The 11,652-nt window shown below is 70.0% G+C and carries 11 protein-coding genes; 6 read left to right on the top strand and 5 right to left on the bottom strand.

The window, feature by feature from the left end:
• Nucleotides 1–107 precede the first annotated feature (107 nt).
• Nucleotides 108–569: a DUF3429 domain-containing protein gene (locus DI526_RS03975; protein WP_304274290.1), complete on the top strand. Its 462-nt coding sequence runs from the start codon at nucleotides 108–110 to the stop codon at nucleotides 567–569.
• A 10-nt stretch (nucleotides 570–579) separates the two neighbouring features.
• On the opposite strand, the gene pdeM is transcribed toward DI526_RS03975, so the two are convergent.
• Genes pdeM through DI526_RS03960 form a run of 3 tightly spaced genes read right to left on the bottom strand, consistent with a single transcriptional unit; the run spans nucleotide 580 to nucleotide 4,616 of the window.
• Nucleotides 580–1,287, bottom strand: a complete 708-nt coding sequence (gene pdeM, locus DI526_RS03970; RefSeq protein ID WP_304274288.1) for a ligase-associated DNA damage response endonuclease PdeM — start codon at nucleotides 1,285–1,287, stop codon at nucleotides 580–582.
• Entirely contained in the window at nucleotides 1,284–3,824 is a 2,541-nt protein-coding gene (locus tag DI526_RS03965; protein ID WP_304274286.1) for a ligase-associated DNA damage response DEXH box helicase, read from the bottom strand. The genes pdeM and DI526_RS03965 overlap by 4 nt, the downstream gene beginning before the upstream one ends.
• A 42-nt stretch (nucleotides 3,825–3,866) precedes the next feature.
• On the bottom strand, nucleotides 3,867–4,616 hold the full coding sequence (locus DI526_RS03960) for an SIMPL domain-containing protein (RefSeq protein ID WP_304274284.1): 750 nt from the start codon (nucleotides 4,614–4,616) through the stop codon (nucleotides 3,867–3,869).
• Nucleotides 4,617–4,730: 114 nt separating this feature from the next.
• Between DI526_RS03960 and DI526_RS03955 the strand changes: the two genes are divergently transcribed.
• The 3 genes from DI526_RS03955 (at nucleotide 4,731) to DI526_RS03945 (ending at nucleotide 8,568) form a co-directional block, all read left to right on the top strand.
• Entirely contained in the window at nucleotides 4,731–7,586 is a 2,856-nt protein-coding gene (locus DI526_RS03955; RefSeq protein WP_304274282.1) for an ATP-dependent DNA helicase, read from the top strand.
• A gap of 76 nt (nucleotides 7,587–7,662) precedes the next feature.
• The gene (locus DI526_RS03950) at nucleotides 7,663–7,923 is read left to right on the top strand and encodes a DNA-binding transcriptional regulator (RefSeq protein ID WP_304274279.1); all 261 of its coding nucleotides are present in this window, start codon (nucleotides 7,663–7,665) and stop codon (nucleotides 7,921–7,923) included.
• Between the two features lie 66 nt (nucleotides 7,924–7,989).
• Nucleotides 7,990–8,568 (top strand): SRPBCC family protein, encoded by a 579-nt coding sequence (locus tag DI526_RS03945; RefSeq protein WP_304274274.1) that lies wholly within the window; start codon nucleotides 7,990–7,992, stop codon nucleotides 8,566–8,568.
• Nucleotides 8,569–8,823: 255 nt separating this feature from the next.
• On the opposite strand, the gene DI526_RS03940 is transcribed toward DI526_RS03945, so the two are convergent.
• A complete protein-coding gene (locus tag DI526_RS03940) occupies nucleotides 8,824–9,489 on the bottom strand; it encodes an aspartate/glutamate racemase family protein (RefSeq protein ID WP_304274272.1) in 666 nt (221 codons plus the stop codon).
• A gap of 12 nt (nucleotides 9,490–9,501) precedes the next feature.
• Nucleotides 9,502–10,503: a D-cysteine desulfhydrase gene (locus DI526_RS03935; RefSeq protein ID WP_304274269.1), complete on the bottom strand. Its 1,002-nt coding sequence runs from the start codon at nucleotides 10,501–10,503 to the stop codon at nucleotides 9,502–9,504.
• A gap of 142 nt (nucleotides 10,504–10,645) precedes the next feature.
• On the opposite strand from DI526_RS03935, the gene DI526_RS03930 reads away from it, so the two are divergent.
• Together DI526_RS03930 and DI526_RS03925 are read left to right on the top strand one after the other, a co-directional pair.
• Nucleotides 10,646–11,203: a tetratricopeptide repeat protein gene (locus DI526_RS03930; protein ID WP_304274266.1), complete on the top strand. Its 558-nt coding sequence runs from the start codon at nucleotides 10,646–10,648 to the stop codon at nucleotides 11,201–11,203.
• Nucleotides 11,204–11,247: 44 nt separating this feature from the next.
• A complete protein-coding gene (locus DI526_RS03925) occupies nucleotides 11,248–11,643 on the top strand; it encodes a hypothetical protein (RefSeq protein ID WP_304274263.1) in 396 nt (131 codons plus the stop codon).
• Nucleotides 11,644–11,652 lie beyond the last annotated feature (9 nt).

Raw genomic sequence — 11,652 nt, 5'->3', positions numbered from 1 at the left:
AGGCTGATGTTTTCATGAAAGATCGTCCGTGGACCTCGGCCTTCGGGTCGGTAATAGTCCGCTCGGGGCAGGGAGGGCGACAGGGGCGCCGTCCGAAGGAGTAGATCATGAACGAGTCCGTGGGCGGGCGGACGCCGGTTCCTCCGGCGGTATGGGTCTTTGGTTTGTCGACCCTCATTCCATTCTTCGTCTCGTCGGCTCTGTTCTGTTATGGCCCGGCCAGCATGCAACGCGCGGCGCTGACCGCGCTGCTGGCCTACGCGACCGCGATGGTGTCGTATTTCGGCGGCGTGCGCACGGGCCTGGAGATCGAGAACACCAGTCCCCGCTGGTCGGTCCTGGGCATTTCTCTGCTGTTCCCACTGGCCGGCTTCGGCCTTCTGGTGGGCGAACTCAAGTTTGATCCCGCGTGGCAGTTGTCGGGCTTCCTGGTTGTGTTCCTCCTGCAATGGGTCTGGGACGTGACGAACCACGAGGGACCAGCCTGGCGGCCGCGGATGCGGACCCTGCTCACCGCCGGCGCGGCGGTCTCTCTGGCCTTCTCGTTGGAGCAGGCGCTGCACATGTAGTTCCGCGCGGCTAGTCCGGCCGCAGAGACTTCACTCCCACCGCATGGACACGCTTGGGCCCCAGGGCGCCGGCCAGCATCGGTCCGCCGAACAGGTTCGAGAAGGCTTCATCCAGGATGTTCAGGCCGCCGGTGAAGGCGCCGAACGCGGGCAGCACCAAGCGTTGGCCGTCCGTCACGAAGCACCGCCGCCGGACCGTGGCCCGGCCGCTGGAGACCTTGGCCGCCGGGTGCAGGTGGCCGGCCACCTCGCCAATCTGAACACCCGGCTGGGGTTCGTGGCGAAGAGTCAGGCCCATCAGCGCGCCCTCGTCGATGACGTCGCCCGGCAGAGCCTTGGGACCGTCGGCGTCGTGATTGCCGACCGCCCAGACGAGCTCACGCCCCAGCGCCAGGCCCTCCAGCCGCCGGTAATCCTCGGCCGCCAGACGCGTCTCGCCGTCGCCGTCGTGGAAGCTGTCGCCCAGGAACACGAGGCGCTGCGGCGACAGCATGGCGATCTCGCGGTCTAGGCGGTCCAGGGTCTCGCGCGTGTCGTAGGGCGGCAGCATCTGGCCAAAGCGCGACGCATAGCTGCTGCCCTTCTCGAAGTGCAGGTCGGCGACCACCAGGGTGCGCTCGGTCTCCAGCCACATCGCGCCCGACCAGCGCAGCATCACCTCGACATTGGCCAGGGCGATGCGAAGGCCGCCGCAGGGGGAGGGGGAAAAGCGGGTCAATGCATGGCCTCGGCGATCAGGTCTTCCTCGGCCTCGGCCAGGATCATTTCGCCAGCGGCGTCGCCCGGTGCGCGCTCGCGGCCGATCTCCAGCATGATCGGCACGGCGAACGGCGAGACGCGCTCCAGCGCCACGTGCCGGATCTTGCCGCTGACCCGCGAGAGCATGTCGCCCAGGCGCGCGATGTCGAGCATGCCGGTGGCGGCGTCATGACGGGCGCAGCGCAGCATCAGGTGGTCGGGCTGGTGCTTGCGCAGCACGTCGTAGATCAGGTCGGTCGAGAAGGTCACCTGCCGCCCGGACTTCTCGGCGCCCGGATGGCGGCGCTCGATCAGGCCGGCGATCAGGGCGCAGTGCTTGAAGGCCCGCTTCATCATGAAGCTCTCGTCCAGCCAGGCCTCCAGGTCGTCGCCCAGCATGTCTTGGGCGAACAGCTCGTCGAGATCGAGACCGTCCATCGGCCGCAGCGCCCAGATGTTGAGCGCGTAGTCGTTGCAGACGAAGCCAAGGGGGCCGACGCCCAGACGGTCCAGCCGGCGCGTCAGCAGCATCGCCAGGGTGGTGTGGGCCAGGCGACCGTCGAACGGATAACAGACCAGGTGGAACCGCTTCCCGCGCGGGAAGGTCTCCAGCAGCATCTCGCCCTCGTCGGGGATCGCCGAGCGGATCTTCTGCCAGGCCAGCCACTCCTGGACGTCGCCGGGCAGGGCGGTCCACTCGGTCTCGTCGTGCATCATCTGGCGAACGCGGCTGGCCAGATAGGTCGAGAGCGGGAACTTCGACCCGCCCCAGCTGGGCATCTTGGGGTCGTCGTTCGGCGCGGGGGTGACGAAGGCGTCGGCCCCGACCAGGCTGTTGTAGCGCCACACCTGGCCCGCGAAGATGAAGGTGTCGCCGGGCGTCAACTGCTCGAAATAGCCTTCCTCGGCCTCGCCGATCTTCCTTCCCCCCATCGGCCGCTTGCCGCCGCCGATACGGATGTTGATCATGCCGGGCGAGACGATGGCCCCGACGTTCATCCGGTGCTGCTGCCGGGCCTGGGCGTTGCGGGCTGTCCAAAGGCCGTCGGCGTTCTTCACGATGCGACGGAACTTGTCGTAGGTGCGCAGGGCGTAGCCGCCGGTCGAGACGAAGTCGACGACGGTCTCGAAGTCCTCCCAGGTGAGGTCGGCGTAAGGGCCCGCCGAGCGGACCTCCTCGTACAGGGCGAGCATGTCGAACGGCTCGGAACAGGCGCAGCCCATGACGTGCTGGGCAAGGGTGTCCAGCGTGCCTACGCGCGGCGGCTCGCCGTCCAAGTGGTTCTCGAGGATCGCGTCGGCGGCGGCGCGGCACTCCAGCATCTCGAAGCGGCTGGCGGGCACGAACAACGCGCGGCTGGGCTCGTCCAGGCGGTGATTGGCCCGGCCGATCCGCTGCACCATCCGAGAGGCCCCCTTGGGCGCCGCCAGTTGGATCACGAGGTCGACGTCGCCCCAGTCGATGCCCATGTCGAGGGTCGAGGTGCAGACGACGGCCCGCAGCTCGCCGCGCGCCATGGCCGCCTCGACCTTGCGGCGCTGCTCGGCCGACAGGCTGCCGTGGTGCAGGGCGATCGGCAGGTCGTCCTCGTTCAGCTCCCACAGGCGCTGGAAGGCGAACTCGGCCTGGAAGCGGGTGTTGACGAAGACGAGGGCGGTCTTCGATTGCTTGATGATCTCATAGACCTCGGCCATGGCGTGCTCGGCCGTATGGCCGGCCCAGGGCACGCGGCCGCCCGACACCAGCACCTCGACGACCGGCTGCGCGCCGCCCGAGCCGAGGACGAGGTCGATGTTCGAGCCCCTTCCCCCTTGCGGGGAAGGGGTTGGGGATGGGGGTGTCAGCTCGGAGCCAGCACCCCCACCCCCCGCCCCCTCCCCGCAAGGGGGAGGGGAGCTCCATCCCAGCCACCGCCGCACCAGATCCGGATCATCGACCGTCGCCGACAGGCCCACCCGTCGCATCCTTGGCGCGAATTGTTGAAGGCGCGCCAGACCCAACGCCAGCAGATCCCCGCGCTTGGACGGCCAGATGGCGTGGGCTTCGTCGATGATCACGCAGGAGAGGTCGGAGAAGTACTCACGCGCGCCCTCCCAGGCGCAGAACAGCGCCAGCTGCTCGGGCGTGGTCAGCAGGATGTCCGGCGGCCGGATCCGCTGGCGCGCCTTGCGGCTCTCGCCGGTGTCGCCGGTGCGGCTCTCGGCCACGATCGGCAGTCCCAGCTCGCGGATGGGCGTGAGCAGATTACGCTCGACGTCGACGGCCAGGGCCTTCAGCGGCGAGATATAGAGGGTGTGGACACCCGCCGGCGCGTTGCGCGGCGGCCGCTCGGCCAGCTCGATCAGGCTGGGCAGGAAACCGGCCAGGGTCTTGCCGCCGCCGGTCGGGGCGATCAGCAGCGCGCCACGCCCTTCGCGGGCCTTCTCCAGCATGGCCAGCTGATGGGCGCGCGGGCTCCAGCCGCGGTCGGCGAACCATTGCTGGAAGCGAGGGGGAAGGGCGTCAGCCGCGAGCATTCACGCCCATATAGCATGTTCCCTTTCTGTTTCGTCCAGCGATTAAGGCTCCAAGCCGTAGGTCACCATCACCCGGGCGGTCCGGACGACCGGCTGCGGCGTGTAGTTCAGCGGCGAACTCAACTGTACGGGCGGGATGGGCGGCGGGGGCGGGGGCGGCGCGGCGAAGCTGCTGGCGGTGACCACGATCTGATTGGTCTGGCCGTCCTGCACACGGATCACCGGGCCGAGCTTGACGCTCGATGCGGCGGCCAGCAGCTCCGCCTGATGCCTGGCGTCGGCGACCGCATCGCGCATGGCGGCGTCTTCCAGGGCCTTCTCGTCATTCACGCCGCCATTCGAGACATTGACGTCGGCCCCGCCGATCTGCGCCACGAGCGAGGCGGCGTCGCCGGCCCGCGTGGCCGGGGAGATCCGCACCTGAAAGCCCTGGGTCGCGATCATCCCGACCACGGCGCAGTCGCCAGCGGTCGGCAGCGGATAGCCCCGGTTCTCGCAGCCCTTCGCGCGAACTTCGCGGATCTGCAGCGTCGCGCTGCGCGTCTCCGCCGCTGGCTTGCCCGGAAGCTTGGGCAGGCTGGCGTCGAGCCTGGCCTGGGCGTCGGCCAGCGCCTTCACGGCCTGGGGCGCGGTCACGCCTTCGCCGCGCAGGGTGAAGTTGAGCAGGGCGTAATCCGCCAGCCGTTCCGCGCGCCCACTGCCGATGACGGCGATGGTCGGCGGCTGAACCTCCGCCGCAAGCGCTGGCGTGACGACGGAGAGCAGGCAGGCGGTAAGGGCGATCTTGCGCAAGGCAAAGCTCCATTGGAGGTTGTGGGACGAGTATTCGAGCCCCGGGATCGACTTGGCAACTGCAGCGGCCAGTGTTCCCTTTCTGTTTCGGCGTGGTTTTGCTAACAGAGTCGCGTGACCGCTTCCCCCCCGACTCTGGATCTGGCCCCGGCCTTGGTCGTCCTGCCCGGGCCGCGCGCCGGCGTGGCCGACGGCGGGGGCGAAGGCCGGATGCTGCGCGCCCCGGACGCCCGCGACCTGTTCGAGCATGGCCCGGTGCTGGTGGCGCACGGGGCGATGACCGCGCGGCGGCTGAACCTGTCGCCGCCATCGCGCTCGCCGCGGCTGTTCGACGTGCTGGAGCTGCATGCCTTCGTTCGTCCCGGCGCCTTCTGCGCCCCCTCGGCGGTGGGCCTGGCCATGGCGCTGGGTCTTGCCGAGCCGCATGGCGCGGCCCAGCAGGCCCAGAGCCTGCGCGAAAGCGCGGACGCCCTGCTGCGTGAACTCGCGCTGACGCCGGTCCCGTCGCGGGAAGAGGCCCTGGCTGTCGCCGAGACCCTCGCCAAGGCCGGCTGGTCCTGGGGGGCCGCCGTCATCGGCGCTCTGCGCTCGGTCCCCGTCGGCAACCAGTTCCGCGGCTCGGGCCTCGACGTCTGGGCGCGGCTGGCCGAGTGGGAGGATCAGGCGCCGCCGGGCGAGGCGGGCTCCCGGCCGATCGATCCGGAGCGCGCCGGCCAGCGCCTGGCCGAGCTGCTGCAACGCTCGGGCCTGGAGGAGATCCGCGAGGCCCAGGCGACCTTCGCCAAGGAGGCGGCCTACGCCTTCCAGCCGCGCGAGCGGGAGGGCGAGCCGCGCATGATGCTGGCCGAGGCCGGCACGGGCGTCGGCAAGACGCTGGGCTATCTGGCGCCGGCCTCGCTGTGGGCCGAGGCCAATGGCCCCTCGGTCTGGGTCAGCACCTACACCCGCGCCCTGCAGCGGCAGATCGAGCGCGAGAGCCGCTCGATCTATCCCGATCCCAAGGAGCGGGCCAAGAAGGCGGTGGTGCGCAAGGGGCGCGAAAACTATCTGTGCCTGCTGAACTTCCAGGAGCAGATCAACGGCGCGCAGCTGGGCAATGGCGACCTGATCGGCCTGGCCTTGACCGCGCGCTGGGCGCGGGCGACGCGCGACGGCGACATGACCGGCGGCGACTTCCCGGCCTGGCTGCCGACGCTCTCCGCTGTGCCGCCGTCGGCCCAGGCCAGCCCGGCCAACCTGGTCGACCGGCGCGGCGAGTGCATCCACGCCGGCTGCCAGCACTATCGGATCTGCTTCATCGAGAAGGCCGTGCGGGCCTCCAAGCGCGCCGACCTGGTGATCGCCAATCACGCCCTGGTCCTGACCCAGGCCGCGTTCGACGGCGCGCGGACGGCGCGGGGGCTGAAAGGCGACAACGAGACCACCAGCCTCAAGCGCATCGTCTTCGACGAAGGCCACCACCTGTTCGAGGCCGCCGACAGCGCCTTCTCCGCCGCCTTGTCGGGGGCTGAGGCGGCGGAACTGCGCCGCTGGATCCGAGGTCCGGAGGGCCGAGGGCGGCGGGGGCGGGGGCTGGAAGCGCGGCTGCTCGACATCCTGGGCGATCGCGAGGGCGCGCGGCAGGCGATGAGCCAGGCCATCCACGCCGCCGCCGCCCTGCCGGGCGAAGGCTGGTCGGGCCGGGTCGCGCCGCCGGATGGCCAGATCAATCCGATCGGGCCGATCGAGAACTTCCTCGTCGCCGTCATCGAGCAGCTCCGCGCCCGCACCAGCGAGCGGGGCGGGGCCGATCTTGGCCTGCAATGCGACGCCCGCCCGCCGGTCGACCTCGTCCGCGAGCGCGCCCCCGAAGCCGCCAAGGCGCTTGCCGCGATCGAGGCGCCGCTGCTGGCCTTGGCCCGCGCGCTGGAAGACGTGCTGGACGAGGAGGCCGAGCATCTGGCCCCGTCCGAGCGCGCCCGCATCGAAGGCGCGCTGCGCGGCCTCGACCGTCGCGCCCGCATGACCCTGCCGGCCTGGCGCTCGATCCTGAAGGCGCTGGAGGAGGATGACGTCGATCCCAGCGAGACCGACCCCGACTTCGTCGACTGGTTCGAGGCGACGTTCCTCTATGGCCGCGTCGTCGACGCCGCTTGCCGCCGCCACTGGGTCGATCCGACCGAACCGCTGCGCGCGGCCGTCCTGTCGCCGGCCCATGGGGTTCTGGTGACCAGCGCCACCCTGGTCGATCCGGCGCTGGAGGACCCGTTCGCCCTGGCCGAGATGCGCACGGGCGCGGCCCGCCTGCCGTCGGCGCCTAAGGTACTACGCTTGGTCTCGCCGTTCGACTACGCGAACAACGCCAAGGCCTTCGTGGTCACCGACGTGAACAAGGAAGATCCTCGCCAGGTCTCGGCGGCGATGCGCGAGCTGTTCCTGGCGGCCGGCGGCGGGGGACTTGGCCTCTTCACCGCCATCCGTCGCTTGAAGGCGGTCCACGAGCGCATCGCCGCGCCTCTGGCCGACCAGGGCCTGGCGCTCTACGCCCAACACGTCGATCCGCTGGAGGTCGGGGCGCTGGTCGACATTTTCCGCGCCGAGGAAGACGCCTGCCTGCTGGGCACCGACGCGATCCGGGACGGCGTGGACGTGCCGGGGCGTTCACTCCGCCTGCTGGTCTTCGACCGCGTGCCCTGGCCGCGTCCCGATGTCCTGCACAAGGCCCGGCGCCTGCGCTTCGGCGGTAAGGGCTATGACGACGCCGTGGCCCGGGCCCGGATCAGCCAGGCCTTTGGCCGCCTGATCCGACGCGCTGACGATCGGGGCGTCTTTGTCATGCTGGACGCCGCCGCGCCGACGCGGTTGTTCTCCAGCTTGCCGGAGGGCGTCCAGATCGAGCGGGTCGGGCTGGTCGAGGCCATCGAGGCCACCGCCGCCTTCCTGGCCAAACAGGATCGTGGCGGGGCGCGCGACGATCTGGCGGCTTCCTGACTCAAAGACGTCGAATTTCTGCAATGGGAACGTCCTAAAAGTCGGCCATGGGGAGGGCCAGTTCCAGGAGCGTACCATGACCCGACATGCCGACCCCGCGATCGACGAAGCCGCGACGCCCGCGCGCGCCCGTTCGGCTCGCGCCCTGGTGCAGGCGGTGCGCTGGCGAACGGGACTGTCACAGGCGGATTTCGCGGCCGTGTTCCAGATCGATCTCACCCTGCTGCAGGACCTGGAGCACGGCGAGGCGCGGCTGGATCCGGCGCTGGCGGCCTATCTGCGCGTTATCGACCACGCGCCGGAGGTCGTGCGGGCCGCCTTGGGCCGGGCGTCTTAGACGGGCCTGCGCCCGATCCATCCATGTGCGCCGTCTCGCCGTATCGCTCCCCGAGTGGAGAGCGACATGCGGTTTGGGATTTCAGTTGTTCTGGCGATCTGGGCCCTGTCGGTTTCTGGCGCGCAGGCGTTCGACCTGACGGGCAAGGCCCAGGCCGCGCTGAAGCGCGGCGAAGCCTATGCGGAGGTGACGCCTGATCCCGACGGTGTCGCCGGTCATGTGAAGGCGGTGATCGACATCGACGCGCCGGTGCAGAAGGTGTGGCGGACCATGACCGACTGCGCGGCCGCCAAGGTGATGATCACCACCTTGACCGGGTGCCGGGTCGTTGAGGGCGATCAGGCGCGCGGCTGGGATATCCGCGAGCACGTCACGCGCCGGAACCTGGTCTTTCCGGGCATGAGGATCGTGTTCCGCTCGGACTACGAGCCCTACAATTCGATCCGGTTTCGGCTGGTCGAGGGCGATCTGAAGGTCCAGCAGGGCGAGTGGCGGCTGCAGCCGCTGGACGGCGGCCGCCGGACCCGCGTGTTCTATGAGAACCGTCTCGCGGTGGACTGGCCCGTGCCGAAGGCTCTGATGCGCGAGGCGCTGCGCCGCGATACGCCAAAAGTGCTGATGAACCTGCGCCGGGTCTGCGAGTAGATTTCGGGCGGCGTGAGCGAGAAGTTCGTCAATACAAAGACTTAGGGGGCTTCCTTGGCCCGATTTCGTCCGGCCTGCGACAGCGGGCCGCGTTGCGCCGCGCGCCGTGTTCGACGATGACCTCACTCATCAATTTCGAGGCGACGCCGCCGCGCCAGGTTTGGCAGCAGCCGACGCTGTCCTGTTGGGGAACAGGACGACGCCCCCGGGTCCGTTTGGCTCCGGGGGCGTTTTCATGTCCGCGGCTCGCCCGGCCTAGCCGAGGCAGACGTCCACGCAGCGGATAGCCAGTTGTTGCGTGGCGTCCAGGAACGGGACCGACAGGTCGTCGGCGGATAGCACCAGCGGCACCTCAGTGCAGCCGGCCACCACGCTCTGCGCCCCCTTGCCGACCAGGCGATGGGCCAGCGCGGCCATGGTCTCGCGCGATGCTGGCCCCACGTCGCCATGCTTGATCCGATAGAGCAGGGCCATGAATTCGACCTGCTCGTGATCGTCCAGGGTGACCGTCTCCAGGCCCATGTGGAAGAAGCGGTCGCGATAGAGGCCCAGCGCCAGGCCCGTGCCGAGAACCCCGACCCTGGACGCGCCCTGCGCCTTGGCGGCCAGACCGGCGGTTTCCAGCATGTCGACCAGGGGCAGGCCGCTGGCGCGCACCGCGTCGGCATAGGCGTGGGCGGTGTTGCAGGCGATCGCCAGCACCTGGGCGCCGGCGTCCCGAAGACCTTCGGCCATCGCGGCGAGCACGGGCGCGGGATCCTCGGCGCCGACATTGCGGTCGGGGACGTGCGGATTGATGTCGACCAGCACCCGCAGGTGATCCTGCTCGCGCTGGACCGGCGTGGCGGCCTGCAGCTTGGCCAGGAAATCGAGGGTGGCGGCGGGACCCATCCCGCCGAGAACGCCGAGGATCTTGCTCATCCGATCGCTCCCTTAGCCGAGGGCCGGCTCCAGCACGCTCTGGTAGCCGAACAGGCCCTGCGCGCCGCCGGTGTGCAGGAAGACGACGCGCTCACCCTTGAAGGCGCCCTTTTGCGCCTGGTCGATCAGGCCCTTCATCGCCTTACCCGAATAGACGGGGTCCAGCAGCAGGCCTTCGGTGCGCGCGGCCAGGGTCAGAGCGTCGATCACGCCCTGGTCCACGAGGCCGTAGCCCTCGCCGACATAGTCGCAGTCGGCCACGACCGCCTCGCGTCTCACCCGGCCCGCCGCGCCGATGGTCTCGGCGGTGGCGACGGCGAGGTTGAACACGTTCTCCTCCTGCTTGGCCTTGGGCGCGCGCACGCCGAAGCCCAGGATCGGAACCTCGACCGACAGCGCCGCGAAGCCGGCGACGAGGCCGGCGTGCGTGCCGGCGCTGCCAGTGGCGGTGACAAGCCGGTCGATCTTCAGGTCCATCTGGTCGGCCTGGACGATCAACTCGCGGGCGCAGTCGACATAGCCCAGCGCGCCGACGGTATTCGAGCCGCCGCCGGGAATGACATAGGGCTTGCCGCCCCGCTGGCGGACGCTTTCCGCCGTGGCTTCGAGCTCAGCCACCATGTCGCTGCCGCCAGGAACGAAGCGGATCGCCGCGCCCATCAGCTTGTCCAGCAGCACGTTGCCATTGCCGACATAGTCCTCGGCCTTGGAGCCGGTGCGCTCCTCCAGGATCACCTCGGTCGGGAGGCCGAAGCGCGCGCCGGCGGCGATCGTCTGGCGCACGTGGTTGGACTGGACCGCGCCCTGGGTGACCAGGGTGTCGGCGCCCTGCGCCAGGGCCTCGCCCAGCAGGAACTCCAGCTTGCGGGTCTTGTTGCCGCCGCCCGCCAGGCCCGTGCAGTCGTCGCGCTTTACCCAGAGGTCGATCCCGAGCGCCGCGCCGAGGCGGGGCAGGGGCTCCAGGGGCGTCGGCAGGTGGGCGAAGCGAGCGCGAGGAAAGCGGGCGAGATGCATTAGGCGAGGTCCCTCTCGGAGTCGTTCTCCTGTTAGCACGCCGTGCGGGTGGTGCGACCACAAGGTGACGGCGGCGAGCGCCTTTGGTGGTATGATCGGCGCGAGGGCCTCCGCGCGAACGAGCGGCCCCACGGAGGAAGACATGACCCGGATGATCCCGTGCGTCGCGCTGGGCGCGGCGGCTTTCCTGTTCGCCGGCGCGGCCGGCGCTTCGACCGTCGTCGTCGGCGGCGCTTCGGCCAACGCATGTTCCGACGCCGCGCTGAAGGGACGATCCGATGACCGCGCCATTCTCGCCTGCACGACCGCGCTGGAACTCGAGGTCCTCGGCTTCCGCGACCGCGCCAAGACCTATGTGAACCGGGGCGTGCTGCAGATGCGACAGCTGCATTTCGAGGCCGCTCGCGCGGACTTCGACCAGGCCACCAGCCTCGATCCCAATCTCGGCGAAGCCTATGTGAACCGTGGCGCGACCTTCGTGGGGCAGGCGCGCTACGCGGAGGGCATGGCCCAGATCGACAAGGGCCTTTCGCTGGGCGTCAAGGACCCCGAGCGGGCGCTCTACAACCGCGCCCTGGCGCATGAAGGCCTCGGCGACCTGCGCGCGGCCTATCTGGACTACGCCAAGGCGGCGGAGCTTAATCCGGATTGGGCGGCGCCGAAGACCGAACTCGCGCGTTTCACCGTCAAACGGCCTTGATCGCAACGCGCGGCGGGCCGTTCCAACCAGGAGCGGCGCGTCCCGTGCGGAAAGCCCTTTGCATCTCTTTCTGCCTCGCGGCCTTGGGCGCGAGCGCCCAGGCCCAGAGCCTGCGCGACATCCAGGCCCGCAACGCCGCCGCCCAGGCGGTGGAGGACGTGCGGCGCGACATGCTGGCCAGCCAGATCGAGAGCTCGAACGCGCAGGAGCGGGCGAGGACCGAGAGCCTGCTGCGCGGTCTCGATCAGCAGCGAGCCGGCGCCGTTCTGGCCGCGCCGTCCATAACCGCGCCGCCCGTCCGGGCCGTGGAGGATCCGGCCCGGCGCGAAGTCCAGCGCTCCAGCGACATGAGCCGCCTCGACCAGCTGACCCAGGACGCCCTGGCCCAGAGCAACGCCCGCATGCGCGCCATCAGGCCGGCGAGCGAACCGAAACGCTAAACACGAGAG

The organism is Caulobacter segnis, assembly GCF_003243465.1.
Classification (GTDB): domain Bacteria; phylum Pseudomonadota; class Alphaproteobacteria; order Caulobacterales; family Caulobacteraceae; genus Caulobacter; species Caulobacter segnis_A.
This window is presented reverse-complemented; position numbering and strand designations above follow the sequence as displayed.

Coding starts and splice junctions, on each gene's coding strand:
- DI526_RS03975 (WP_304274290.1), top strand. CDS start 108: ATGAACGAGTCCGTGGGCGGGCGGACGCCGGTTCCTCCGGCGGTATGG.
- DI526_RS03965 (WP_304274286.1), bottom strand. CDS start 3,824: ATGCTCGCGGCTGACGCCCTTCCCCCTCGCTTCCAGCAATGGTTCGCC.
- DI526_RS03950 (WP_304274279.1), top strand. CDS start 7,663: ATGACCCGACATGCCGACCCCGCGATCGACGAAGCCGCGACGCCCGCG.
- DI526_RS03945 (WP_304274274.1), top strand. CDS start 7,990: ATGCGGTTTGGGATTTCAGTTGTTCTGGCGATCTGGGCCCTGTCGGTT.
- DI526_RS03940 (WP_304274272.1), bottom strand. CDS start 9,489: ATGAGCAAGATCCTCGGCGTTCTCGGCGGGATGGGTCCCGCCGCCACC.
- DI526_RS03935 (WP_304274269.1), bottom strand. CDS start 10,503: ATGCATCTCGCCCGCTTTCCTCGCGCTCGCTTCGCCCACCTGCCGACG.
- DI526_RS03930 (WP_304274266.1), top strand. CDS start 10,646: ATGACCCGGATGATCCCGTGCGTCGCGCTGGGCGCGGCGGCTTTCCTG.